This window comes from Microcystis sp. M44BS1 (assembly GCF_020244875.1).
GTDB classification, from domain to species: Bacteria; Cyanobacteriota; Cyanobacteriia; order Cyanobacteriales; family Microcystaceae; genus Microcystis; species Microcystis panniformis.
The window spans coordinates 1-24469 of sequence record NZ_JADBVM010000203.1 but is presented as its reverse complement, the minus strand read 5'-3'; the positions used below and the strand labels follow the sequence as shown (position 1 = coordinate 24469).

Annotated in this window: 25 protein-coding genes; 18 read left to right on the top strand and 7 right to left on the bottom strand. The window is 41.5% G+C overall.

Features of this window, described 5'->3' with window-relative positions:
• From IM515_RS16125 to IM515_RS16110, 4 genes are all read left to right on the top strand, one after another.
• Positions 1 to 141: PEP-CTERM sorting domain-containing protein (locus IM515_RS16125; RefSeq protein ID WP_287630448.1), on the top strand; the 141-nt coding region annotated here is incomplete at its 5' end.
• Between the two features lie 125 nt (positions 142 to 266).
• The gene (locus IM515_RS16120; RefSeq protein ID WP_287630446.1) at positions 267 to 533 is read left to right on the top strand and encodes a hypothetical protein; all 267 of its coding nucleotides are present in this window, start codon (positions 267 to 269) and stop codon (positions 531 to 533) included.
• A gap of 129 nt (positions 534 to 662) precedes the next feature.
• A complete protein-coding gene (locus IM515_RS16115; protein ID WP_002760368.1) occupies positions 663 to 878 on the top strand; it encodes a hypothetical protein in 216 nt (71 codons plus the stop codon).
• Positions 879 to 1139 carry a type II toxin-antitoxin system RelE family toxin gene (locus tag IM515_RS16110; protein WP_002767715.1) on the top strand — a complete coding sequence of 87 codons (261 nt, stop codon included), beginning with the start codon at positions 879 to 881 and terminating at the stop codon, positions 1137 to 1139.
• 59 nt (positions 1140 to 1198) lie between these two features.
• Here IM515_RS16110 and IM515_RS16105 read toward each other — a convergent pair whose 3' ends face one another.
• A complete protein-coding gene (locus IM515_RS16105) occupies positions 1199 to 1513 on the bottom strand; it encodes a DUF433 domain-containing protein (RefSeq protein WP_287630445.1) in 315 nt (104 codons plus the stop codon).
• A 355-nt stretch (positions 1514 to 1868) separates the two neighbouring features.
• Between IM515_RS16105 and larE the strand changes: the two genes are divergently transcribed.
• The 5 genes from larE (at position 1869) to IM515_RS16080 (ending at position 7845) form a co-directional block, all read left to right on the top strand.
• Positions 1869 to 2678, top strand: a complete 810-nt coding sequence (larE, locus tag IM515_RS16100; protein WP_287630444.1) for an ATP-dependent sacrificial sulfur transferase LarE — start codon at positions 1869 to 1871, stop codon at positions 2676 to 2678.
• Positions 2679 to 2924: 246 nt separating this feature from the next.
• Positions 2925 to 3935 (top strand): permease, encoded by a 1011-nt coding sequence (locus tag IM515_RS16095; RefSeq protein WP_287630443.1) that lies wholly within the window; start codon positions 2925 to 2927, stop codon positions 3933 to 3935.
• 24 nt (positions 3936 to 3959) lie between these two features.
• Entirely contained in the window at positions 3960 to 4751 is a 792-nt protein-coding gene (locus IM515_RS16090; RefSeq protein WP_002786903.1) for a TIGR03943 family putative permease subunit, read from the top strand.
• A gap of 208 nt (positions 4752 to 4959) precedes the next feature.
• Positions 4960 to 6438: a hypothetical protein gene (locus IM515_RS16085; RefSeq protein WP_287630442.1), complete on the top strand. Its 1479-nt coding sequence runs from the start codon at positions 4960 to 4962 to the stop codon at positions 6436 to 6438.
• Positions 6439 to 6468: 30 nt separating this feature from the next.
• Positions 6469 to 7845: an aldehyde dehydrogenase gene (locus IM515_RS16080; protein WP_287630441.1), complete on the top strand. Its 1377-nt coding sequence runs from the start codon at positions 6469 to 6471 to the stop codon at positions 7843 to 7845.
• Between the two features lie 184 nt (positions 7846 to 8029).
• Here IM515_RS16080 and IM515_RS16075 read toward each other — a convergent pair whose 3' ends face one another.
• The 3 genes from IM515_RS16075 to IM515_RS16065 all read right to left on the bottom strand — a co-directional run bounded on the left by IM515_RS16075 (position 8030) and on the right by IM515_RS16065 (position 10378).
• A complete protein-coding gene (locus IM515_RS16075; RefSeq protein WP_287630440.1) occupies positions 8030 to 9439 on the bottom strand; it encodes an isochorismate synthase in 1410 nt (469 codons plus the stop codon).
• Positions 9440 to 9674: 235 nt separating this feature from the next.
• A complete protein-coding gene (locus tag IM515_RS16070) occupies positions 9675 to 10079 on the bottom strand; it encodes an NIL domain-containing protein (protein WP_002760353.1) in 405 nt (134 codons plus the stop codon).
• A 32-nt stretch (positions 10080 to 10111) separates the two neighbouring features.
• Positions 10112 to 10378, bottom strand: coding sequence for a ssr2422 family thylakoid membrane protein (locus IM515_RS16065; RefSeq protein WP_002772185.1), 267 nt, complete (start codon positions 10376 to 10378; stop codon positions 10112 to 10114).
• 103 nt (positions 10379 to 10481) lie between these two features.
• Here IM515_RS16065 and IM515_RS16060 point away from each other — a divergent pair, with 103 nt between their 5' ends.
• From IM515_RS16060 to IM515_RS16050, 3 genes are all read left to right on the top strand, one after another.
• Positions 10482 to 11033 carry a thioredoxin family protein gene (locus IM515_RS16060; RefSeq protein ID WP_043995638.1) on the top strand — a complete coding sequence of 184 codons (552 nt, stop codon included), beginning with the start codon at positions 10482 to 10484 and terminating at the stop codon, positions 11031 to 11033.
• A gap of 154 nt (positions 11034 to 11187) precedes the next feature.
• Positions 11188 to 11541 (top strand): hypothetical protein, encoded by a 354-nt coding sequence (locus IM515_RS16055; RefSeq protein WP_002772182.1) that lies wholly within the window; start codon positions 11188 to 11190, stop codon positions 11539 to 11541.
• Positions 11510 to 13426, top strand: a complete 1917-nt coding sequence (locus tag IM515_RS16050; protein ID WP_287630439.1) for a hypothetical protein — start codon at positions 11510 to 11512, stop codon at positions 13424 to 13426. Before IM515_RS16055 ends, IM515_RS16050 begins: the two co-directional genes overlap by 32 nt.
• A 198-nt stretch (positions 13427 to 13624) precedes the next feature.
• On the opposite strand, the gene ftsH is transcribed toward IM515_RS16050, so the two are convergent.
• Positions 13625 to 15589: an ATP-dependent zinc metalloprotease FtsH gene (ftsH, locus tag IM515_RS16045; protein WP_287630438.1), complete on the bottom strand. Its 1965-nt coding sequence runs from the start codon at positions 15587 to 15589 to the stop codon at positions 13625 to 13627.
• A 132-nt stretch (positions 15590 to 15721) separates the two neighbouring features.
• Here ftsH and ccsB point away from each other — a divergent pair, with 132 nt between their 5' ends.
• From ccsB to IM515_RS16020, 5 genes are all read left to right on the top strand, one after another.
• A complete protein-coding gene (gene ccsB, locus IM515_RS16040) occupies positions 15722 to 16708 on the top strand; it encodes a c-type cytochrome biogenesis protein CcsB (protein WP_287630437.1) in 987 nt (328 codons plus the stop codon).
• Between the two features lie 102 nt (positions 16709 to 16810).
• On the top strand, positions 16811 to 18133 hold the full coding sequence (locus tag IM515_RS16035) for a serine/threonine protein kinase (RefSeq protein WP_287630436.1): 1323 nt from the start codon (positions 16811 to 16813) through the stop codon (positions 18131 to 18133).
• Positions 18134 to 18480: 347 nt separating this feature from the next.
• Positions 18481 to 19725 carry an ATP-binding protein gene (locus IM515_RS16030; protein ID WP_287630435.1) on the top strand — a complete coding sequence of 415 codons (1245 nt, stop codon included), beginning with the start codon at positions 18481 to 18483 and terminating at the stop codon, positions 19723 to 19725.
• A 46-nt stretch (positions 19726 to 19771) separates the two neighbouring features.
• Positions 19772 to 20347: a Uma2 family endonuclease gene (locus IM515_RS16025; RefSeq protein ID WP_287630434.1), complete on the top strand. Its 576-nt coding sequence runs from the start codon at positions 19772 to 19774 to the stop codon at positions 20345 to 20347.
• Between the two features lie 79 nt (positions 20348 to 20426).
• Positions 20427 to 21011: a Uma2 family endonuclease gene (locus IM515_RS16020; RefSeq protein ID WP_287630447.1), complete on the top strand. Its 585-nt coding sequence runs from the start codon at positions 20427 to 20429 to the stop codon at positions 21009 to 21011.
• Positions 21012 to 21024: 13 nt separating this feature from the next.
• Here the strand turns inward: IM515_RS16020 and IM515_RS16015 are convergent, their stop codons facing one another.
• Both IM515_RS16015 and ntcA read right to left on the bottom strand, forming a co-directional pair.
• Positions 21025 to 22512, bottom strand: coding sequence for a DUF3084 domain-containing protein (locus IM515_RS16015; RefSeq protein WP_287630433.1), 1488 nt, complete (start codon positions 22510 to 22512; stop codon positions 21025 to 21027).
• A 7-nt stretch (positions 22513 to 22519) separates the two neighbouring features.
• A complete protein-coding gene (gene ntcA / locus IM515_RS16010) occupies positions 22520 to 23197 on the bottom strand; it encodes a global nitrogen regulator NtcA (RefSeq protein WP_002793163.1) in 678 nt (225 codons plus the stop codon).
• A gap of 214 nt (positions 23198 to 23411) precedes the next feature.
• Here ntcA and fabI point away from each other — a divergent pair, with 214 nt between their 5' ends.
• A complete protein-coding gene (fabI, locus tag IM515_RS16005) occupies positions 23412 to 24188 on the top strand; it encodes an enoyl-ACP reductase FabI (RefSeq protein ID WP_002760333.1) in 777 nt (258 codons plus the stop codon).
• Positions 24189 to 24469 lie beyond the last annotated feature (281 nt).

Below are 24469 nucleotides of genomic sequence, written 5' to 3'. Positions count from 1 at the left end.
GCCGGGGGTGGGTTTGTGGCTCTTAATGGGGATATCACTGCTGCTGGTGGCGGTGGTGTATCAACCCCGGAACCTAGTGGTATAGTGAGTTTAATCGCTGTTGGTGCCTTGGGTGCCGCTTCCCTTCGTCGTCGGGGATAAGGGAGGAGGGGCAACTACAGAGGGGTTGCCCCGAAATTGGTTAAATATTATCAATATTCTTTTACATTTCCTCGGCAATTTGTTAAGGTGATAAGGTGAAAGAGGAATAACAATCAATAGAGCCAATGACTCCCCAATTAATGATTCAACCTTCGTCTTTAATTAGAGAAGGGGTTGAACTCCGCGAATTTGGTAACATTTATTTATTCAGGTTTACTTCAGAGCTACAATCTCGTTTTGAGCAGTTATTAGCTAAGAAGAAAACTGACAGTCTCTCTGTTGACGAAGAAGCGGAGTATGCTGGACTTTCTGAACTAGAGCGCGTTTTTACGCTTATTAACGCCCAACTTGCCACCAAAAGTCAATGGTGTCCCTATCAACTCGAAGAATAGTCCGACAACGAGCTAACTTTGCAACGAGTCAACGAGTCAAAGAAATAAGTAGAGGTAGAACCTCGCTTATCTGCGTTGCAAGGTAAAACCTTGCAACGAGTCAAAGTCCTTTTTTTAATTAGAGAAAATATGCAGATAAAAGACATGACTCCCCAAGAGTTACAAAGTTTAATCCGTAATACAGTAGATGATACTCTAGATGAATACTTTGGTGATCCAGATGAGGGAAAACAAGTTAAGGAGTCTTTTAAAGAAAAGTTATTAGAAATCCAACAAAAAAGACTACAAGGAAGAGCGACTATTCCCGCAGCTGAGGTGGATAAAAGATATGGGATAGAACCTTAAATGAGCTATTCTGTTACTTTTGAACCAGAGTCGATAACTGATTTAGATTTGATTACCGATTTTATCAGACTGAGGATTCTTAATAAAATTAAATGGTTAGCCATCAACTTTGAACAGATAACCCCCCTACCTCTTACGAGAGAATGGTCAGGGTTTTATAAATTAAGAGTAGGAGATTATCGGGTTATTTATGAATTTGATCGAGAGAGTAGGATAATTATTATTATTAGAGTAGGTCATAGAAGTGAAGTTTATGACTAAATACTTACTAAAATAATTAGGATCAGCAATAAGCTAAGATACATTTTAAACGCCTATTCTTACTTTATTGCCTGTGCTTTAAGTCGGGTAACAAAGGGAGAATTTCCAGCTTTTTCTCGCATTTTTTGGGCAAATTCTAAATCAGCTTGGATAGCTTGATCTAATTCATCTCTATGTTCCCAATAGTAAGCTAATGCTGAGTGAATTTGACTCATACTTAAATCACGATGGTTAATGTGAATTTCTTCTGGAGTCCAACCGTAGGCTATTTGTGCCATAACTAGATCAATCACTTTCAGGGTAGAACCCGCAATTATTGGTACTCCCCGATGATCAATTGCAATATGTTTATAGTCTGTGAGATTTGTTGTCATGTAGAGAGGGTTAAGCTAAGACACATTTATGATTATACTAAGTACCTAGGCAAAATTAATTACACATATCTAACCACCTCTTGCCTCTTGCATGAGTGCCTATCTTGACTAGGAAATTTATTTTGCACTACTACTTACCTCATTGCCGCAAATTCTTGGGACAAGTGGCTTAAGCTAAGTAGGGAGGCAAAATTATTTGTAGGATGGGTTAGCGGTAGCGTAACATAATCGGGCGTTGGGTTTCATGCTTCAACCCAACCTACGTTCATCTTATATTTAATTCCACCCACCCACTTACTTGTCTATACCCAATATAAAAAACGGTCTCCCTAAACCAGTTGCTAAAATCGCCGCCATGGACAGTCAATTACTTGATAAACTCGGACAATTACAAAACCTCTTAAAAACCAGCGAAAAGGCTCTGATTGCCTATTCTGGGGGCGTGGATAGTACCCTAGTGGCAAAAGTGGCTTATGATCTGCTAGGGGGTCAAGCATTGGCAATTACGGCGGTTTCCCCTTCCCTACTGCCGGAAGAATTGGAAGAAGCGATCGCTCAAGCCGATTATATCGGTATTCGGCATGAATTGGTGGAAACCGAGGAAATGAATAACCCCAATTACACCAGTAATCCCGTTAATCGCTGTTATTTCTGCAAAAGTGAGCTACACGACACCCTTAAACCCCTTGCTCTCGCTCGTGGTTATTCCTACGTCATCGATGGCGTTAATGCGGATGATTTAAGGGATTATCGTCCCGGGATTCAAGCAGCTAGGGAGCGCGGCGCTCGTTCACCTTTGGCGGAAATTAGTATCACAAAAAGCGAAGTTCGTCAACTATCTCGTTACTTAAATTTACCTTGGTGGGATAAACCGGCGCAACCCTGTTTAAGTTCCCGTTTTCCCTACGGGGAGGAAATTAGCCTGGAGAAATTGCAAAGAGTCGGACGGGCGGAGATTTATCTGCGAAAATTAGGTTATCGTCAATTACGGGTGCGATCGAGCGGCGATACGGCACGGATTGAATTACCGGCAGCGGAAATTCCCGACTTTATTAATCGGACAAATTTAAGCGAATTAGTCGCTGATCTGCAAAAATTAGGCTTTATCTATGTCACCCTCGATCTAGAAGGTTATCAAAGCGGCAAGCTTAATCGAGTCCTCTAGGAGTGAGGTGATGGTAGAGTGGGAATTATGAATTAGGAAGTGGGGAAGTGGGGAAGTGGGGGAATTTCAACTAAAACCCTAACACCCCAAAACCCCAAAACCTAAAACCTGTCCCCTGACAACACAGAAGTCACTCGATCGGATATATTAAAAAAATGTTAAAAAGCCAGGGAGCGGACTGATGAACCTTTTTCTGGGGTTCCTAAGTCTTTATCCCTAAACCTCTAATTGCCAAGGCGAGGATAGATGAGTCAACTACAAAATGCCTTTACCCTATTCCTGAGCCTGTTGGTGGAAGCGATGCCTTTCTTACTGCTAGGGGTGATTCTCTCTAGTATTCTTTTAATATTTGTCGATGAACGTCGCCTAGTTGCCTTGATGCCTCGCAATGCTGTTTTAGGAGCATTTGTGGGGGGATGTATTGGTTTTTTGTTTCCCGTCTGCGAGTGTGGCAATGTGCCGGTGGCGCGACGTTTACTTGTGCAAGGAATGCCGAATGCAGTAGCGGTTAGTTTTCTCTTAGCAGCGCCGACAATTAACCCGATTGTTATCTGGTCCACTTGGGTAGCTTTTCGCGATCAACCGGAAATTGTTTTCTATCGAGTTATCTTTTCTTTGTTCATCGCTACGGTTATCGGTATTATCTTTAGTATCCAAAAAGATCCCCGACCGCTACTACAAACCTCTTTGGCAAAAAGTCTCAATTGGCAACCGCAAACACCGGAAAAAGAATCTATCCCACTACTACTACAATCCGGTTCTTTTCTGATCGGTAATTCTGGGCAAACTTTGCGCTTAGACGAAAGTTTTGCCGCCACTGCTGTCCTCCCGGCAGTGCAAGCTATCCCGATGAAAAGGCGCTGGTTAACTTTTGTGGAAAACGTGGTGATGGAATTACGGGAATTAGGAGGAGTGTTAATCCTAGGAAGTGCTATAGCGGCCGGTTTACAGGTGTTTGTTCCCCGGGAATTTATTCTTAATTTGGGTCAGGATCCGATTACTTCGATCTTGGCAATGATGCTGTTAGCGGTCATTGTTTCGATTTGTTCCACAGTTGATTCTTTTTTTGCTCTCTCCTTTGCCTCTAGTTTTACCAGTAGTTCCCTGCTGGCTTTTCTAGTGTTTGGTCCAATGATTGACCTGAAAGGGATTGGTTTAATGTTGTCTATTTTTAAACCAAGAATGTTAATTTATCTCTTTGCTTTAGCATCGCAAATGACTTTTTTACTCACCTTGGCTCACAGTTATTTATTCTAGGTCAGTTCCTAGATAGTTTTTCCCATGAATTCATCACGTCTAAAAATAATCGCCCCCCAATTTATCGATATTATTGCCCTAATCGGTTGGGGGTCGTTACTATTTAAATACTGGATAACTGGACAATTAAATTTACTGATCCATCCTAATTATTTTATCCTGGTTCTCATCACCAGTATTGCTTTATTTGCCCTAGGATTAGTCAAGCTTTGGACATTATTAAAACAGTGGCAAAAAAAGATTAATTTAGATAGTAATGATAATCGATCGCATATTACCATTCTTCCCCAACATTTTGGCTCAGGTTTATTAGTAATAACTGCCCTTTTAGGCCTATTTATCGCCCCGCAGCCCCTCAGCAGTCAAATCGCATTACAGAGGGGAATTAGTGAATCTTTACCCCTGACTCGCGTGCAAACTCAATCCTTTGGCACTACCGTTAAACCGGAGGAAAAAAGTTTAATTGAATGGGTAAGAACTTTGAATGCTTACCCCGAACCTGATGCTTACACAGGACAACCGGTAAAAGTCACAGGTTTTGTGGTGCAATTGCCCCAACTACCCGATAATTATCTATTAATTAGTCGCTTTATTCTTACCTGTTGTGCCGTGGATGCTTATCCCGTCGGTTTACCGGTGAAACTATCAGGAAGTCGCGGTCAATATCCCAATGATACTTGGTTAGAAATTACCGGAGAAATGGCCACGGAATCTTTACCGGTAGAGGTAGGAAAATCAACCACCAGAAGACAATTAGTAATTAAGGCCAAATCCGTGAAACCTATACCCACTCCTGCGGATCCCTACGGATATTAACAGTTATCAGTTATCAGTTATCAGTTATCAGTGAGCAGTTATCAGTTAAGTAGGTGGGTGGAATTAAATATAAGATGAACGTAGGTTGGGTTGAAGCATGAAACCCAACGCCCGATCATGTTACGCTACCGTTAACCCATCCTACAAATAATTGTGCCTCCCTACTTATCAGTTATCAGTTATCAGTTGTTCCTAACCATCTACTATAATGATCAAGACCTTACAACTACAACCGATTGATAAATTAGCAATAACACTAATTCTATCGCTAACCTTAGTAATTGGTGGCTTAATTTGGTTGGGTAATAGCTGTGGTAATCAATGTCTTTTACAAACCGGCCCAAGGGTCAAGGAATTTAGCTGGGAAAATCGAGAAATTGGAGCGGAAGATCAAGCATTTATTATCACTTTTGATCGTCCGATGGATCATGCTAGTGTAGAAAAAAATCTAGTTATCGATCCTCCGCTGCCGGGGAAGTTTAGTTGGGCCGGAAGACGATTAGCTTATACTCTCACTTCTCCCATTCCCTACGGAGAAAAATATCATCTGCAAATTGAAGGTGCGCGGGAACAATTTCGCAGCGGTAATCGATTAGGACAAACCCTAGCAATCTTTGAAAGAGAATTTAAAAGTCGGGATCGTGCTTTTGCCTATATCGGCACTAATGGGGAAGAACAGGGAAGATTAATTTTTTATAACTTGACCGAGGAGAAGAAAACCCTCTTAACCCCCGCAAATTTGACCGTTATGGCTTTTGAATTTTACCCTGATGGTAAAAAAATCCTCTTTTCGGCCGTGGCGAAAAATCAGGGGATACAGGGAATTCGTGAACTACAGCTTTACCAAGTTGATTTTGGCCAATCTTCCCCAAAAATTGAGTTAGTGCTAGACAATAAAGATTATCAAAATAATCATTTTGATTTAGCTAAAGATGGGGAAACTATTGTCGTGCAGAGAATTGAGCGCCGCAATCCGATTAACTTCGATTTATGGGCAGTTAAATCGGGGGAAAAACCTAAACAATTAAACATTCAAGGTGGAGAATTTTTGATTGCACCTGATAGTAAAACTTTGGCTGTCACCCAGGGGGAAGGAATCGCCCTTTTGCCTTTAAAAACCGAAACAAAACCCCTAGATTTTTTACCAAAATTTGGGCGAATTTTGAATTTTTCTGCTGATGGTACGGCTGCGGCAATGGTAAATTTTAATACTGATAATGCCAAAATGCGTTATATTCGATCGCTTTTTTATGTCAATAATCAAGGATTACAAAAACGCTTACTCAATCTACAAGGTTCGATTATAGATTGTCAATTTAATGCCACCAGTAGTGACTTGTATTGTTTGTTAACCGAGTTAGTTACTAACAGTCAAGAGTACAAAGAAAAACCCTATTTTGCTAAAATAGATGTGAAGACTGGTCAAGTAACTCCCCTACTGGAATTAGCCGATTATCGTGATATTCACATTAGTTTATCTCCCGATAGTTTAGCGATTATTTTTGATCAACTTCGCACCAGTTATGATACTAATCCGACTAATCCCTTGACTACCGATTCAGGAGAAACAATTATCGGTGGTCGTTTGTGGATGTTAATTCCTCCCCTACAAGATGGAGTGAAAGCAAGTAAATCTGATTTAATTGAATTACCTCTAGCGGGAATTCGTCCCCAGTGGATGCCGTAGAATTTCATTATTAACTTGGGAATTATTTCGATGCTGTCAAACTCAGAAAAATTAGCCAAATTGCGTCAGTATTTTGTTAGTGGTGCCACTCGTTCCTATCAATTCCGTCGTCAGCAGTTAGAGAAGTTAAAACAGGCAATCATTAAATATGAAGCAGAAATCTATCAAGCTTTATATAGCGATTTAAAGAAAAGTCCCGAAGATTGTTGGATTACTGAAAATGGGTTCCTTTTGGTGGAAATTAATACAGCTTTAAAAAATTTGCGCTCATGGATGCAACCCAAACCCGTTAAAACTAATCTCTTAAATTTTCCCTCCTCCAGTCAAATTATTCGGGAACCCTTGGGAGTAGTTTTAATTATTGGCGCTTGGAATTATCCCCTCCAATTGTTATTAGTGCCTTTAGTTGGTGCCATTGCTGCAGGTAACTGCGCGGTATTAAAACCGAGTGAATTTGCCTCAGCGACGGAAAAATTAGTAGTTAAAATAATTGAAGAAATATTCCCTGAAGAATATGTGTTAATTATTCTGGGAGATGGTGCGGAAGTAATTCCGAATATGTTAGACAGTTTCACCTTTGATCATATATTTTTTACTGGCAGTACCAGGGTAGGAAAAATTATTTATCAACTAGCAGCAGAAAAGTTAATTCCTGTTACTCTAGAATTAGGGGGAAAAAGTCCCTGTGTTATCGAAGCTGATGCTAATATTTCCGTGGCAACCCGTCGCATTGCCGTGACAAAATTCTCTAATTGTGGTCAAATGTGTATCGCAGCTGATTATATTTTGGTACATCAATCCCAGCAGGAGAATTTGATCAGAGAATTAGCCAATACTATTGTTAATTTTTTTGGTGAAGATGCGAGATTAAGTGCTGATTATGGTAAGATAATTAATGAGAAACAATTTGATCGCCTGATTGACTTTCTCCAAGATGGTGAGATTGTTTTTGGAGGCAAAACCGATCGAGAAAATTTATATATTCAACCAACTTTATTAACTAATGTTTCCCTCGATGCTCCTATTATGCAAGGGGAAATATTCGGTCCAATTTTACCGATCATTGCCTTTAGCACTTTTGAGGAAGCTTTAGCAATTATTGCTAAAAACCCTAACCCTCTAGCTTTTTATCTGTTTACTACCAAGGCAAATACTGAAAAGAAATGGTTAGAATCAGTCCAGTTTGGGGGAGGTTGTATTAACAACAATAGTTTTCATTTTACTAATCCTAGTTTACCCTTTGGTGGTCGGGGAAATAGCGGTATTGGTAGCTACCATGGTCGTTTTTCCTTTGAGAATTTTAGTCACCAAAAAGCGATTATGAAAACACCTCTTTGGTTCAATCCCGCTTTAAAATATCCGCCTTTTAAGGGGAAGTTAGGCTTATTTAAGTTATTAGTTCGGTAAAAAGCTAAGTAGGTAGGTGTTAAAAACTGTCAGATACCCCCCTTATTAAGGGGGATCCCCCCGCCTATCGGCACCCCCCTTATCAAGGGGGGCAGGGGGGATCGGCACCCCCCTTATTAAGGGGGGCAGGGGGGATCAAAGGCAAAATCTATGTTCAATTTAATTATAACTACTTACTTACAGTTTAAGTTAAAGCTTTTAAGAGAGCTTGAAATTTCAGCTGAATTTCTGCTAGTTCTTTTTCCGGATCGGAACCGGCAACAATACCCGCACCGGCGTATAATCGCGCTCGATCGCCTTTAATTAATGCCGAACGAATACCAACAATAAACTCACTATTATTTTGACAATCGATCCAACCCAAAGGAGCCGCATAAAGAGAGCGATCGAAGGTTTCATAATGACGAATTTGTGCTAAAGCGATCTCGGTGGGAACCCCAGCAACAGCAGGAGTGGGGTGTAGTTGGGCAACAATTTCGAGGGGATGGATGGAGGGTTTTAGTTTGGCATGAATAGGAGTCCAGAGATGTTGAATATTGGAGAGTTTTAACAATCTAGAGGGAGAATTTTGCGGATTTAAGCCAATTTGTCGCAGTTTTTGGTTAATAAAGTCACTAACAGCCCGATGTTCCCGTTGTTCTTTTTCACTAGCGAGGAGTTTATTGGCAAAGAGAGCATCTTCGATCGCATTTTCTCCCCGGGGGGCGGATCCCGCTAAAGCATCGGTGATTAATTGCCCCTGATGGACAGTTAATAAGCGTTCGGGACTAGCGCCAATAAAATGATCTCCCCGTCCATTGCCGAGGGAAAAAGTGTAGCAATCGGGATGACGCTGACGCAAATTATCGAGACAGTTTACCAGATGAAAAGGACGGGGAGAAATCACGTCAAGAGCGTGAGCGAGGACAATTTTGCTAAATTTTTGAGCATGGATAGATTGGAGGGCATCGGCAACAGCCGCTTGAAAATTATAGGTAGGATGAATATAATAACTACAGGGATCCTGACGGGGATTTTGTCGGCAATTGCTCGAGTTATTTTGGATAATTTTGAGGTTATTAATAGTTTCTTCGAGGGAGTTTTCTATTTCTTCTTCGCCGGTGATTAAGAGATTGGTAAGGAAAAAATATTCCGACTGTTTTTTGATAATTTGAAACTTAGGCAGGGTTAGGGTAGCTGAGGGAAAGGGAGTAGCTGTTGCCGAGTCGAAAAAAGTGAAACTGCAAAAGATGCGGGGAGTAATCTCGCTATAGTTGTCGATTTTGATAATTCTTTGTTGACAGTTTTCAATAAATTTTTGAGCTTTTAAAAAACGTTGTTTGCCGTGGAAAGTGGCAGCAAAGGCGATGCCGTAGCCGAGAAGAGCGGTTTCCCGTTCGGGATTTTCCCAATAACAATGGGTGGGATAGCTAGGGGCAATCCGAGAGAGAATTTCTAGGGGATCAAGGGGGGAAATTTTTTGACAAAAACTGACGATCAACCGATTTCCCTTTTCTGCGGCTAACAGTTGCGGGTTGAGGATAAAGTCATAGAGGCCGCGAAGATCAGCAATCGGACTATCAGGATAGGAAAGGCGAGGAACGGCAGAAGTCATGTCAAGTTTTTTGTATTTTTTGCAAAAAAACCATGATTAATGGTATGTAATCCCCACAGATGTGGCCAGAGTCAGCAATCTCTTTTTAACTATGGTATCGGAGAAAGGGTCTTTAGGCAGAAAGGGAAGGGGATATTTGTGACGATTAGCCGGGTTGGAGACAAATGAAGGCTTAAAATCTCCAGAGATGGCTATTATTTAAATGGGCAAAAAAATTAATTTAATAATTTCTACTTTACAAGTTTGTGGAAATTGCCACCACGGGACAAGTGGGGATACATTGTTCACAAACCACACAACGGGAACGCAAAAACTTGAGACGAAAACTTTCGGGATCAAGGGTTAAAGCTTCCGTGGGACAAACTCCCGTACATAACCCACAATCGACGCATTTTTCTTCATCAATGACGATTTCGCGACTAACTTGGGAAACGCCAATATTTTGTAATTGTAACCATTCGATCGCCGCTTCCAACTCATCGATATCTCCCGATAATTCTAATACTAATGTTCCCACTTGATTGGGGGCAACTTGGGCGCGGATAATATTAGCGGCGATGTTAAAATCCTTTGCCAGTCGATAGGTAACGGGCATATGGACGGCTTTTTTGGGAAAAGTGAGAGTAACGCGTTTTTTCATGCAGCCTTTCCGATCTAAAGAATCTTTTTTGCTTATTTGCCGAAAACGGCTGGAATTACAATAGCAGCAGTAGCGGCAACGATTAGACCAAAAGCCAAATTAACTACCTGTTGATCAGCTTTTTGGTAGGTATCGATGCTAAGACTAAGTTCACGGATTTGGTTGATCACGTCTCCTAGCTTTTTTTCAATGTTTTGAAGGTTACTTTCTAAAGTTTCTAATCGCCCCTCAATTGTATGAACATTCCCTTCTAGCCTTTTTAGCTGTCCCTCTATTCGATCGAGTCTTTCTTCAGTCATAATTATTACCCATCTCTAACTTGATTGTAACTCAATCGACACCAATACTAAAAGAGCGCAGCAATCGTTACAATAGGACAAAGTAAACTTTGATTAAATGTCCATGACAGCCACCACACCCACCAACAAAACCAGAAATCTGCTGCTGGCAGTAACGGCAGTTATCCTTAGTGTAGCGATTTTCTTCGGGTTTCAAACCACCGCTAGTTCCGTATCTTTGGAAGCGCAAGCGGAAAAAGCGACACCTTTCGAGCTTGCCCTCAGCAATGGTAAACCCACCCTGACAGAATTTTATGCTAATTGGTGTACCAGTTGTCAGGCGATGGCCCCTGAAATTGCCGAAATTAAAAAACAATACGGTAATGCCATTAATTTTGTCATGCTCAACGTTGATAATAATAAATGGTTGCCGGAAATTCTCCGTTATCGTGTGGATGGTATTCCCCATTTTGTCTTTTTAAATAACCAAGGACAACCGGTTGCCCAAGCGATCGGAGAACAACCAAAATCAATTTTAACTGCTAATTTAGAAGCACTTTTAACTAATTCTACCCTACCCTATGCCACCACTACGGGAGAGACTTCTGATTTTAATATCCTTGTGGGCGCTAGTCAAACCGATCCCCGCAGTCACGGCAGTCAAGTTAAGCAGTAAGCAGTTATCAGTTATCAGTTATCAGTTATCAGTTATCAGTTATCAGTAATCAGTAATCAGTAATCAGTTATCAGTGGAAAGCTTAGGGCTGAAAGCTATCATTCAAGAGTCAACTATCAACTAAGTACATTTCATTGACTAAAACCTTTTAATTATGGCGATTATTGTCCAACATTTGACCACAGGTAACGAATATATATTTCTAGGAGTTAGTGGGGGTGAAAGTAAGAATATTTTACCCACCAAAATGTTAGGAGATTTCTTCGCAACGGAGGCTCCAGATAAATCTCGATCGGTGACGGTTTGTGATGATCAAGGCCGGATACTTTGGTTTCCCGTCACAGAAATAATTGTGGTGGAGGTAGATGGTCAAAAACCCGAAGAATTATTACCAGAAATTATCGCTCCTGAACCAGTTCCTTTACAATTAGATAAAGAGAATCAACCTCAGTCCCCAGAAAATCAAGGAAACATCGATGAATTTGCCGAAGATGACGATTGGATCTAGAATTAAATATCTAATTTTAGCGGGAATAATTGCCCTATTTGCTATTGGCTTTAATTCCCTCTATTCTGTTTCTCAAAACTCGATCGCTTCCTTCCCCGTTGCCGAAGTTCAACCCCAATATCTTAACGATTGGACACCGCAATTAGAGGCAGAATTTCAACAAAGGGCCAAGCAGGTTATTAACCATTTTGCTAAGGCAGAAAGTTATGGCAATTTGTGGGGAGAAAACGAGAAAAGATCCTATCCTATGGCCATGTTTGATTTCTTGGCAGGAAACCGGCAAAAAGCCCTAGATTTCCTGCAGCAGGATGACCCACAAAAACGGGAACAGGCCCACACCGATTATATAGATTATTATTTTTCTTTTACCCTGAAAGGACAAATTAGAAAATATTTTCTTCTCGGAAAGTATCTCGATCCTGTTTATCGTCAGAGAATGTATAATGCGGCGAAAATTTGGACAGAAACCGACCCTTTACAACGCCCCCATCCTATCCATGGTACTGGCCAAGGCACGGGTAATGATTGGAGTATAACAAGACGGGGTTTATGGGTAGATAGTCGCAATACTGATAACCTGCGAGCGATGCGCGAAACATCGGTTTATCTGATGGCCGAAGAAACAGGAAATGAAGCAACTCGTCAAATTTATAAGAGCAAAATTAAGCGTTACGTTTCAGCTTTATATAACATCGGTATGGGAGAATGGGATTCAGAAGTTTATCACGGTCATACCTTTGCTCCCTATCTCAATCTCTACGATTTTGCTCAAGATACGGAAGTTAAACAATGGGCAAAAATGGCCTTAGATTGGTTATCCATGGCCGCTAGTGTTAAATATTATCGCGGTGGTTGGGGTGGCCCTGTAAAACGCGATTATGGTGATGGCCATGGCGTAATGCGATCTCACGCAGTCCGCACTTTTTGGTTATACTTTGGTGATACTCCCGTCGCCAATAATCGCCCGGAATTGGACTCTCTTTATCTAATTACCAGTCGTTATCGTCCTCCTTTAGCAGTGATGGAATTAGCCCGAAAAAACTTTAATAAACCGGTAGAAATTCTCGCCAGTAAACCCCTATATGAAAACTGGAAACCGGGCAATAATCAGAGTCCGGGTTATTGGGAAACTCAATTTATTGGGGCTAGTTATCAAATGGGTAGTCTGGCGGGAACTTTCCCCGATGGCGATGTGGCCCCGTTTAAATTAATGGCCTTTAATCAACAAAAAGGGGTGGATTTTTTTGTGGCTAACACTGGCAACAATGGCGTAAAACCGGGCAAAAATCCCGGGGATGAAATCGGACAATATCGCAATCTTTTAATCTGGTTACGACCAGCAGATCAAGCTTTTTTCTGGCAATTACCGAAAACCGCCAAGGTAGAAAAAGATGATAATATCTGGTTTATTCAATTAGAAAAAACTTGGTTAGCTCTGAGATTAATAAATCTTTCTTCTCCTGAAATGATCGAGATTCCTAATTCCCCTTATCCCGATGATAATACCTACCAAGCTTTACCCACAGGTAACAATTATGCGGGTTTTGCTCTGGAAGTGGGAGAAGCGGCAACCCAGGGCAGTTATGAGAATTTTAAGAGCATATTTAAGCAAAAAAGTCAAGTAAATTTAACTCAAATTAACCAAGGCAGCCTCTTATTTAAAGGCAGTCAAGGGCAGAGTTTACAATTTACCTATAATCAAATCAATCTACTGCCGATGTTAATTCGTAACGGTCAAAAGCACGATTGGTTAAAAAATTTCGCCCTTTATAACAGTTTAAGTCGAGATAACTCTCCTGTTTCTTTGGGTTGGAAAAAGGGCAAATTAACCGTCAAAGCAGGGAAATATAAGTTTTCCAATGCTTTGATCCTCTCCTCTCCTTAAGTTAGTTATTCTCGACTATTTATTCAGCAGACCCTAGTTATGAGGAAAGGCAAAAGGCAAAAGGCAATAGGCAATAGGCAGCTTTGTTCTCCCCACTTCCCCACACCCCACCTGCCCCCCCGATGTCGGGGGGGGTTGGGGGGGGTCACACCCTGTCCCCACGAAAAACTTTTTCAGCACCCTATTTATGAGGATTGATCAGACCATTTGCGCTTGATTTAATACCTCTTGCAATTCTTCTCCTTCGATTACTTCCGTGGTCAAAAGATTAGCAGTAATCGACTCTAATAAATTGCGGTTGTGACTGAGAATTGCTAGGGCTTTTTGGTAACTAGCGTCGATAATTTGTTTAACTTCTTCATCGATCGCTTTGGCCGTATTTTCTCCGATCGAACGCCGGGGACTACCCTGATTATTACCTAAAAAATTAGCCTGTCCTGTTTTATCGTAGGCTAGGGGACCCAGGGATTTACTCATACCATAAATTGTCACCATTCTTTCCGCAATATCCGTCGCCCTTTGTAAATCATCGGAAGCGCCATTAGTGACACTGCCAAAAATTAATTCTTCGGCTGCCCGACCGCCCAATAACATAGTAATTTGTTCTTTAAATTCGGTTTCTGTCATCAAAAAACGGTCTTCCGTGGGAATTTTCAGGGTATAACCCAAAGCGGATAAACCCCGGGGAACGATGGAAATTTTCTCGACGCGACCACCTCCCGGCATGACAGCACCGACTAAAGCATGGCCTACTTCGTGATAAGCGACGATTTTCTTTTCTTTTTCCGATAAAACCCGACTTTTCTTTTCTAAGCCAGCGATAACTCTTTCTATCGCTTCTTTAAAATCAATTTGACTGACTTTTTCCCGATTATTACGGGCAGCCAAGAGAGCAGCCTCATTGACGAGGTTGGCTAAATCGGCACCGGCAAAACCGGGGGTTTGGGTGGCGATCGCTTTGAGGTTAACATCTTCACCCATCTGGACTCGTTTGGCGTATATCTGCAAAATTGCCAATCTTCCCGCTAAATCGGGACGATCCACCAAAACTTGGCGATCAAAGCGCCCCGGACGCAATAAAGCAGCATCAAGAGTCTCTGGGCGATTGGTGGCGGCTAAAACGATGACGACAGCTTCTTTGGGGCTAAAACCGTCCATTTCTGTCAAAAGTTGGTTTAAAGTCTGCTCGCGCTCATCATTACTGCCGCTAGTTCCCGATCCCGAACTTCTTGATTTACCGATCGCGTCCAATTCATCAATAAAAATGATGCTAGGGGCATTTTTCTTCGCTTGGGCAAATAGATCCCGCACCCGGGCTGCCCCGGTCCCGACAAATAATTCCACGAATTCCGAGGCCGAAATACTAAAAAACGTCACTCCCGCTTCTCCCGCGACCGCTTTTGCCAAAAGGGTTTTTCCCGTCCCCGGCGGTCCGACTAAGAGAACACCTTTAGGAATACGCGCCCCAATTTTATTAAAGCGCTCGGCATCCTTGAGAAATTCGACGATTTCCTTTAACTCGGTTTTTGCTTCTTCGGCCCCGGCCACATCACTGAAGGTAATCGGATATTTTTCGCCGTCTCCGTAAACTTTAGCGAGATTTTTGTTAAAAAGCAGCGATTTACGCGTGTCATCGTTGCGATAGAACAGAAACTGCATAGCGGCGACTAAAATTAAGGGGGGAACCACCCAAGCGAGGAGAGTGCTGATCCAACTGTTTTCGGCTACGGGAATCGCCTCGAAGATTACGCCTTTTTGCTGTAATAGTTGGGGTAATTGGGGGTTATCGACTGGAATCGTGGCCAAGACTCGTCCGGGGGCTAGATTACTGCTCGGTTTGACCGCCAGAGAACTAGAATCACCGTAAAAGGGATGACTTGATTCTGGGGGATTAACGGGGGGATTAGCCGGAATAGGCAGGGATTCTAAAGGATTTTTTAATTGATAATAGATAACTTGATTGCCAATTCTGACCCTACTGATGTCGCCCCGTTCCACTTTACTGATAAATTCGCTGTAGGGTTCGAGGGGAATATTGGACAATTCTGAGGGACGAGGGATAAGAAAATAGCCTAAAACGGCAACACCAGAACAAATGATCAGGATTTTGCCTAACCGCGGCCAACGCGACCAGGAAAATTTATTATCTTCTTGATTAGCCATAATTTTTAGGGCAGGTGAGAGTGAAAATACAAAGTTCATACTAACAATTCCCTATCTCGATCGCCTTACCGATGGGATAGGATAGAGGATGGAATACTTGGTAGCGAGCGAGCGACAAACGAGAGAAATCCCATGAATTTAGTTAGCTTAGAGAACTTTCTCGATAACACTTCTTTTTTAGTCCTGTTTTTAACTATGCTGGTTTATTGGGCCGGGGCAGCCTTTCCCAGCATACCTTTGTTGTCTGGCTTAGGCAGCACGGGAGTGGCCATCGCTAACCTCTGTATCGCCGCTTTATTGGGGGCGCGTTGGTTAGAAGCGGGTTATTTCCCCATCAGCAATCTTTACGAATCTTTATTCTTTCTCGCTTGGGGTGTAACTGCGGTTCATTTAATTGCTGAGTACACTAGCCGCAGTCGCCTGGTGGGGGTGGTGACGACTCCTGTAGCCATGGGGATTACTGCTTTTGCCACTTTGTCCTTACCCGGAGAAATGCAAACTTCGGCTCCCTTGGTTCCGGCTTTAAAATCGAATTGGTTGATGATGCACGTTAGCGTCATGATGTTAAGTTATGCTGCTTTGATGGTGGGTTCCCTGATGGCGATCGCTTTTCTGATCGTCACTAGAGGTCAAAATATCGAGTTAAAAGGCAGTTCCGTGGGTACGGGGGCCTATCGTCTCCAAAATAAGTTATCTACCACTCTTTCTGCGCCAATTTTCCTGGAAACGGCTAACAGTGGCCCGACCGCCCTTTTGACTCCCACCCTAACAGCGATGGCGACTCTTTCGCCCCAACGTCTTAGCTTGGCGGAAACCCTCGATAATATCAGTTATCGGGTCATTGGCCTCGGTTTTCCCCTTCTCACTATCGGTATCATCGCCGGAGCAGTTTGGGCCAATGAAGCTTGGGGTTCCTATTGGAGTTGGGACCCGAAAGAAACTTGGGCGCTAATTACTTGGTTAGTGTTTGCCGCTTATCTCCATGCGCGCATTACCCGGGGATGGCAGGGAAGAAAACCGGCTATTCTAGCGGCGAGTGGTTTTGTTGTGGTTTGGGTATGTTATTTAGGGGTGAATCTTTTAGGTAAAGGTCTTCATTCCTACGGCTGGTTTTTCTAAATCAGTTATAGGGGTGGGTTGTGGAGTGTGGGGTGTGGCCCCCCCAACCCCTGTCCCCAGGAAAAACTTTTTCAGCAGACCCTAAATAAGGGAAAAGCCACTATGACCTTTACTTCTGATTCTCTTTTAGCTGAACGTTACCAACTACAACAACGCCTAGGCAATACCGCTATCGGTCGTCAAACTTGGTTAGCTACCGATGTATTATCCCAGGAATCGGTAATTATTAAACTCCTCGCTTTTAGTCCCCAGATGGAGTGGGAAGAATTAAAATTATTTGAACGAGAGGCCGCCGTCTTAGCTTCTCTCTATCATCCCCGTATTCCCCGCTATCGCGATTATTTTTCCCTCGATAAAAATCAAGGTGACGGGATTCCTTGGTTTGTACTTGTACAAGATTATATACCGGGAGAATCCTTAAGCGATCACTTAGAAAGGGGGCAACGTTTCACCCCTACGGTAATTCGGAATATTGCCCAAGAAGTTCTCGAAATTCTCATTTATTTGCATGAATTATCGCCCCCAGTATTACATCGAGATATTAAACCTAGTAATTTAATTATTAACTCAGAAAATAACGTTTATTTAGTAGATTTTGGCGCAGTCCAGTCCAGGGGTGCAGCAACAGGAGTTACTTTTACCGTGGTGGGAACGAGTGGTTATGCACCCCTAGAACAATTTTGGGGCCGAGCAGTTCCGGGTTCTGATTTATATGCCTTGGGTATGACTTTAATTCATTTATTGACGGGAATTGTGCCGATAGAACTGCCCCACCGCGACTCTAAAATTCAATTTCGCCAACGGGTGACAATTGATGATGATTTAATCGATTGGTTAGAAACTATGACCGATATGGCGGTAGAAAAGCGGTTTAAAAGTGCCAGAGAAGCCCTGAAATTTCTCCAACATCCCTCCTATCGCCAAGCCTCAAGTTTAATCGATCCTAAGAAATTACCAAAACCTCCCCACAGTTCCATCCGTATCGCTAAACACCGGGATAATTTAGAGATTAATTTACCCCCAAAAATTAAGCTACCTTCCGATGCAGCTACTCTCTGGTCTTTGGCGATTGTCCTTACTGTCAGTATCTTTATCTCCCCGATTCTTACCTTTATTATAGCTCTAATTGGTTTTATTTGTTTGCGGGAGATGCAATTAATTCTTACCCCTCAAGAAGTTTTAATTAAATATAAAGTCTTCAATTTTATCTACAAAAAATTTGCTTTTAAAACTCAAGATTTATGGGGTATTTTTCTCCATAGCAATGGCACAGAAGGTAACTATCAGATTCGTCTGCGGACGGCTAAAAATTATTATCTTATCGGCCAGAATCTCCGCGAGGATGAATGTCTCTGGTTAGGACAGGAAATCCAAGATTGGTTAAATTTTATCAAATATAACGTTTCTCATCAAGAGGAAGTGTAACCTGACAGGGTATCATCTCCTGACTTGAAAGAGGGTGTAGGGTGTGGGGTGTAGGGAAGGAAACCTCTTTCATCTGTGGGGGTGAAAATTTTTTCATCGGGACTGACTCCCCAAAAGGAGAACTTCGTACCTCACCATTAAGATAAATGAAAATCAATTCAAGAAATCTTGGGAATTAGTCGGTAGGCATTTTCCCTTTTTTAACCTTAATTTTGCAAAGATTAACCTATCTTGATATAATAACAACTGATTGGCATTCCCTCGGCTACAAGGCGGCAATTATTGAATCGGATTAGGAATTGCCAAAAGGCGGCCATGAAATGTTAGTTATTAGTGGAGAATAAAAAATGATCTCTGAAATTTACAAAAAAGTCAGCTTGTTAGTTTTGTATCAAGGGGTTTTTGATAATGCTATTGGCCAGGCATTTATTACCCTATTATCTACGGATAATGTTGCCGATTTTCTCAAAGCTTATGGTAAATTGTTTCAAGCTTTAGCATCTAAAGATATCAGTTGGAATGATTTTCTAGTCGAACAAATTTTATTAGATGATAATCCCTTTAGTCAACAGGTTCAGAAAAAAAGTGTTTCGGAGTTACCTGAATCTTTAATTGATGGCGTTAAACAGGATTTATCTATCCTCCAATCTCTCTATAATTCTAGCATTTATAGCCTCAGCAATTCGACAATTTTGGAACAAATTAAATTTCTCAATTTCCCGACTTGGGAAGTGGACAATAAATTAGAAAGTTTCCTACATTCTGGTTTAAATTGGACGGAATTAGTCGAAGATATAGCCGATTATTATCGCGAATGTGGTACAGGAATTTTTGCCCGTTATCAAGCTTTAAGGTGGCAAGAAGGCAGATTACAAGGAATTACTCATCCCGATCCCGTGCAGATTCAAGAAATAGTCGGTTATGAAATGCCCAAGGAAACCTTGATTAAAAACACTGAGTTTTTATTAGCAGGTTATCCCGCTTTAAATGTCCTACTCTATGGTAGTCGTGGTTCGGGAAAATCCTCTCTAGTCAAGGGATTATTACAAAAATACCATAGTCAAGGATTGCGCTTAATTGAAGTGGCCAAATCCCAATTAAAAGACCTACCATTAATTATTGAAATTCTGCGAGATTTACCGCAAAAATTTATTATCTTTGTCGATGATTTATCCTTTGAAGAAGACGATGAAGCTTTTAAAGCTTTAAAGGTTGTTTTAGAGGGAAGTGTCACCGCTAGACCGAAAAATGTCGTAGTTTATGCCACTTCTAATCGCCGACATTTAGTCAGAGAGTTTTTTGCGGATCGACCCCGACCAAAAGATGGGGATGAAGTCCATAATTGGGACACAGTACAAGAAAAATTATCCTTTAGCGATCGCTTTGGTTTAACCCTAACTTTTGAACCAGCTAATCAAGAAAAATATCTGGAAATAGTGCGTCATTTAGCCAGTGTAGCTAAATTAAAAATTAGCTTAGAAGACTTAGAATTTCGTGCCAAACAATGGGCAACCCAACATAATGGGCGATCGGGAAGAACTGCTAGACAATTTATTGATTTTCTGCAAGGGGAATTAGAATTAAATAGGTAGCATTAATTGTGTTATGATTAAATAAAAGAATATCTAATCTAGAAAAATGTTGACTTCATCTCCTCCCAAAACCCTCAGCTTAGAAGCATATCGTAATTTAGAAACCATTGCCGAGGTTAAACACGAATATCACGACGGGGAAATTATCGAGATGACAGGGGGAAGCATCAATCATAATAGTATTATCATTAATCTTATTGTCCTGCTAAAATTAGCTTTAAGAGGAACTAATTATCGTCTTCAATCTAGCGATCTACGTCTATGGATACCCCAATATAATCGCGGTTTATACCCAGATTTAATGCTCATTGCTGGGGAACCATTATTTAGTGATCATCGCAACGATGAAATTTTAAATCCCTGTGTAATTATCGAAGTTTTATCCCCTTCCACCTCTAGTTATGATCGGGGTGATAAATTTCGTTATTATCGTTCTATACCCCAATTAAACCAATATCTTCTCGTCAGTCAAGGGGAGATATTAATAGAATCCTATAGCAAAACCTCAGAGAATAATTGGTTACTGCAAGAATACACCCCAGTAAGGGGAATTATATCTCTAGATTCTTTAGGAATTAGCTTAAATCTTGCCGATATTTACGAAGGAATTGATTTTAATTGAGGAATAATTTATGAATAATAACCTTTTTTATATGATCTAGGTTATAATCAGGAGGATTAAAAATTCTGTGACAGAGAAAATGCTAACTCGATCTCCTACCAAAACCCTCAGCTTAGAAGAATATCGTAATTTAGAAACTAGAGCGGAAACTAAACACGAATATCACGACGGGGAAATTATCGAGATGACGGGGGGAAGCATCAATCATAATCGACTGGTACGCAATTTAATTCGCTTGTTAGACAATGCTTTAAGGAAAACTATTTATGAAGTCTTTCCCAGTGATTTGCGACTATGGATACCCCAATATAATCGCGGTTTATACCCAGATTTAATGATTATTGCCGGGGAACCATTATTTAGTGATAATCGCAACGATGAAATTTTAAATCCCTGCCTAATTATCGAAGTTTTATCTCCTTCCACCTCTGGTTATGATCGGGGTGATAAATTTCGTTATTATCGTTCTATACCCCAATTAAACCAATATCTTCTCGTCAGTCAAGGGGAGATACTAATAGAATCCTATAGCAAAACCTCAGAGAATAATTGGTTACTGCAAGAATACACCCCAGTAAGGGGAATTATATCCCTAGATTCTTTAGGAATTAGTCTAAATCTTGCCGATATTTACGAAGGAATTGATTTTAGTCTCAACTCCTAACTTTAGCTATCTTTTAAGAGGACGTACTAAAAACAATTTTACCATCTTTTACCGCTACTAAACGCAAAGTTAAGGGACCAGATGTATTAGTTTTACTAGCAGCAACTGCCTCAAGTGTCTCGATAGAATTACCCGACCTTTTGACTTGATCGATAAAGTTAACTACCGTAGTTAATAAACCATCTTCCACTTGAATTGAACCTAAAACTCCCGCACTTCTAGCGCGAAATTGAGCCGATGCTAAGAGTAAATCTAAACGCTTTTGTAGGTCTTCTTCTGTCATATTTTGCGGATCAATAGAAACGGCAGCGATTACCTGTTTCTCCTCAAAAACTCTTTGATTGGGAACCACATCAGCAAAGACACGAATCTCGCTTTCTCCTAAGACATAATTACCTGCGGAAAGGATTCTCACCACATATTCTTTACCGTCCTGTAATTGTTGACTTAACTGTTCTACCTGTGCTTTTGTGATCTTAACTAAACGCTGGTCAAAATTAGGCTGATTTGGTTGGGTGGCACGGATAGCATTCATATTCGCTTCCCGCAATAACTTATCAATAACAGCGACAATAGCTTGGGGATCAACAATACGAAAAGCTCCAAAAGATAACACCTGTCCCCGGAAAATAGCGATTTGTTTTTCCCGCAATTCTTGATAGGTTTGATAGTATTGTTCTAAAACTTCCACTTCCCGCTTCAGAAAAGCCATTTGAGTTTCTAAATCTTTTAATTTTCCCTCGCGCTGTTCTAAAGCCAAATTTTTATCCACAATCGATCGATCGAGTTCTCCAATACGTTGATCCCGGCGATCAATTTCTAGCTGTAGGGTTTTTTGTTGAGTTTCCAACTGTTGAAGTCGCGCTTGTCTGGTTGTTAATAACTTTTGTTGATTAGCTAACTCTTTATCTCTAACTTGAAGGGTGGTTTGTAGTTGATTTATCTGACTAGAAAGAATTGATTTTTGTTGGAACAATTGCTCCCGTTGACTGCTTAACTGTGACTTTTGATTAGTTAAAATAACTCGTTCATTATTTAAATTAGCCACTTCCTTACGAAACTTTTCCAACTGTCCTGAAACTAATCGCAAACGTTGACGAGAAGCTTGATAATTTTTGTTAAGAACCTCTAGACGTTTCTGCACAGCTATCTGTTCACTTTTAGCCGTTTTTAAAGCTTTTTCCACTCGATTTTTTTGTTCGGTGGTTTTTCTTACCTGTCTTTCTAAATCCTTAATAGCGGCACGACGTTCATTTAACAGGCGATCCAGTTCAAAAACCCCTTGACGCAGGGATTTACTAGAAGCAAACAAGACAATTAAAGTCGAACCGGCGATCAAAATTCCCGTTACAATCGTCATTAAAGTTGCGGTTTGTTTCGGACGCAGATTAAATAAACGCATCCTTTTCTTACCGATACGGCTACCTATGCGATCGCCAACCGCAGCTATCAGACCACCTAAAACCACGATGGCCAAAACCAAAATATAAGCGCTAGTCATCCAGAATTTAAGTAAATTGTTGACTGAGAGCGACGGGATTATGGACGGTAATTTTCTTCTTGTAAATTGAGACCATTTCCTGATCCCGCAGCTCTCCCAATAAACGGGTGACAGTGACGCGAGTAGAACCGATCGCTTCTGCGATCGCTTGGTGAGACAATTTTAGATCCACCCGGATGCCATCGGTGGTGGGAACCCCAAAATCACGACAGAGAATTAACAAAAAACTGACCAAACGTGAACCCATATCCCGGTGAGCTAAGGTTTCGATCATCATTTCCGTTTGCAGAATCCGCGAGGACAAACCCTGCAGCATCAACATTGATAAATCGGGATTATTGCGGAGGGATCTTTCTACCTGATCGATCGGGGCCGAGAGTAATTCTACCGGAGTAAAAGCCACGGCATGATAAAAACGATCCGATCGCTGACCAGTCAGTAAGGATAGCACACCAAAGACGCTATTTTCCCGCAGTAGAGCCACGGTAATTTCTTCTCCCGCTTCATAGACTCGCGATAACTTAACGGCTCCTTTCAGCAAAAAATAGACTCTTTCGGCGGGATCTCCAGGGAAAAAGATCGTTTTGCCACGCTCGAACAATTCCACCACCGGGGGGAAATTGCCGCTGCCGATTCGACGGAACACATCTGCTAGGGGTTTATCTTGTATTAATGATAAGTCCATCTCACATCCAAAAAAGGGGAAAATTGTTTTTATTATGCAACGAGTGTCACCTCTATTAAACATAACCGCTGCCTAAACTGGGAAAAGTTTTGGGCGCTTTTTGCCAGACAATGGGGGAGGGGTGATCATTGCTGCCCCGTTATCTGTATCCCTATTATACCGAATCTCGCTGGGGTCGGCTATTGGGGAGATTTTTGTAAGAGAAACGAGAACTATGTTAGATTTAACGGGAAAAAACGCCCTAGTGACAGGAATTGCCAATAATCGCTCGATCGCTTGGGGAATTGCCCAACAACTCCATCAAGCTGGTGCAAATATCGGTGTCACCTATCTCCCCGACGAAAAAGGCCGTTTTGAGAAAAAAGTGCGAGAATTGGCCGATGAACTTAATCCCGCTTTTTATGTCCCCTGCGATGTCCAAAATGACCAACAGGTAGAAGATACTTTCGCTACAGTGGCGGAAAAATGGGGTAAACTGGATATTTTGATTCACTGTCTCGCTTTTGCCGATAAAGAGGGTTTAACGGGCGATTTTACCGCCATTCCCCGGGAAGCTTTCACTAAGTCCCTAGATATTAGCACTTTTTCCCTAACTCGTCTAGCGCGATCGGCTAAACCTTTGATGACGGAAGGGGGAAGTATTATCACTCTTACCTATCTCGGGGGTGTCAAGGTAATTCCTAACTATAATTTAATGGGGGTGGCAAAAGCTGGTTTAGAAATGAGTGTTCGCTATTTAGCTGCGGAATTAGGGGGCCAAAAGATTCGAGTTAACGGTATTTCTGCCGGTCCAATTCGCACCTTAGCATCTTCGGCCGTGGGGGGAATTCTTGATATGATCCATCATGTGGAAGAAATCGCTCCTTTACATCGCACAGTGACACAAATTGAGGTGGGAAATACGGCTGCTTTTTTAGCTAGTGATCTTGCTAGTGGTATTACCGGTCAGATTATTTATGTAGATTCCGGTTACGAAATTATGGGAATGTAGTTTTAAGTAGGTAGGTGTTAAAAATCATCAGCACCCCCCTTATTAAGGGTAGTAGGGTTGATTCATGAATCAACCCTACTATAAATCAACCCTACTATAAATCAACCCTAGGATCAAGGGGGGATCAGCGCCCCCCTTATTAAGGGTAGGGCTGTTTCATTCTCCCATCAGAATATCAAAAGTAAAAGCGATCACTATCAGGTAAAATGAGAAGTGACCGCCAACTTTTGAAAGATATGTTGAGCTTAATAGAAAAACTAAAACAAGTCAAGGACTTTCGG

Excerpts from the sequence above, each read along its gene's own strand:
- IM515_RS16120 (WP_287630446.1), top strand. The coding sequence starts at position 267 with ATGACTCCCCAATTAATGATTCAACCTTCGTCTTTAATTAGAGAAGGG.
- IM515_RS16115 (WP_002760368.1), top strand. The coding sequence starts at position 663 with ATGCAGATAAAAGACATGACTCCCCAAGAGTTACAAAGTTTAATCCGT.
- IM515_RS16110 (WP_002767715.1), top strand. The coding sequence starts at position 879 with ATGAGCTATTCTGTTACTTTTGAACCAGAGTCGATAACTGATTTAGAT.
- IM515_RS16105 (WP_287630445.1), bottom strand. The coding sequence starts at position 1,513 with ATGACAACAAATCTCACAGACTATAAACATATTGCAATTGATCATCGG.
- larE (WP_287630444.1), top strand. The coding sequence starts at position 1,869 with ATGGACAGTCAATTACTTGATAAACTCGGACAATTACAAAACCTCTTA.
- IM515_RS16095 (WP_287630443.1), top strand. The coding sequence starts at position 2,925 with ATGAGTCAACTACAAAATGCCTTTACCCTATTCCTGAGCCTGTTGGTG.
- IM515_RS16090 (WP_002786903.1), top strand. The coding sequence starts at position 3,960 with ATGAATTCATCACGTCTAAAAATAATCGCCCCCCAATTTATCGATATT.
- IM515_RS16085 (WP_287630442.1), top strand. The coding sequence starts at position 4,960 with ATGATCAAGACCTTACAACTACAACCGATTGATAAATTAGCAATAACA.
- IM515_RS16080 (WP_287630441.1), top strand. The coding sequence starts at position 6,469 with ATGCTGTCAAACTCAGAAAAATTAGCCAAATTGCGTCAGTATTTTGTT.
- IM515_RS16075 (WP_287630440.1), bottom strand. The coding sequence starts at position 9,439 with ATGACTTCTGCCGTTCCTCGCCTTTCCTATCCTGATAGTCCGATTGCT.
- IM515_RS16070 (WP_002760353.1), bottom strand. The coding sequence starts at position 10,079 with ATGAAAAAACGCGTTACTCTCACTTTTCCCAAAAAAGCCGTCCATATG.
- IM515_RS16065 (WP_002772185.1), bottom strand. The coding sequence starts at position 10,378 with ATGACTGAAGAAAGACTCGATCGAATAGAGGGACAGCTAAAAAGGCTA.
- IM515_RS16060 (WP_043995638.1), top strand. The coding sequence starts at position 10,482 with ATGACAGCCACCACACCCACCAACAAAACCAGAAATCTGCTGCTGGCA.
- IM515_RS16055 (WP_002772182.1), top strand. The coding sequence starts at position 11,188 with ATGGCGATTATTGTCCAACATTTGACCACAGGTAACGAATATATATTT.
- IM515_RS16050 (WP_287630439.1), top strand. The coding sequence starts at position 11,510 with ATGAATTTGCCGAAGATGACGATTGGATCTAGAATTAAATATCTAATT.
- ftsH (WP_287630438.1), bottom strand. The coding sequence starts at position 15,589 with ATGGCTAATCAAGAAGATAATAAATTTTCCTGGTCGCGTTGGCCGCGG.
- ccsB (WP_287630437.1), top strand. The coding sequence starts at position 15,722 with ATGAATTTAGTTAGCTTAGAGAACTTTCTCGATAACACTTCTTTTTTA.
- IM515_RS16035 (WP_287630436.1), top strand. The coding sequence starts at position 16,811 with ATGACCTTTACTTCTGATTCTCTTTTAGCTGAACGTTACCAACTACAA.
- IM515_RS16030 (WP_287630435.1), top strand. The coding sequence starts at position 18,481 with ATGATCTCTGAAATTTACAAAAAAGTCAGCTTGTTAGTTTTGTATCAA.
- IM515_RS16025 (WP_287630434.1), top strand. The coding sequence starts at position 19,772 with ATGTTGACTTCATCTCCTCCCAAAACCCTCAGCTTAGAAGCATATCGT.
- IM515_RS16020 (WP_287630447.1), top strand. The coding sequence starts at position 20,427 with ATGCTAACTCGATCTCCTACCAAAACCCTCAGCTTAGAAGAATATCGT.
- IM515_RS16015 (WP_287630433.1), bottom strand. The coding sequence starts at position 22,512 with ATGACTAGCGCTTATATTTTGGTTTTGGCCATCGTGGTTTTAGGTGGT.
- ntcA (WP_002793163.1), bottom strand. The coding sequence starts at position 23,197 with ATGGACTTATCATTAATACAAGATAAACCCCTAGCAGATGTGTTCCGT.
- fabI (WP_002760333.1), top strand. The coding sequence starts at position 23,412 with ATGTTAGATTTAACGGGAAAAAACGCCCTAGTGACAGGAATTGCCAAT.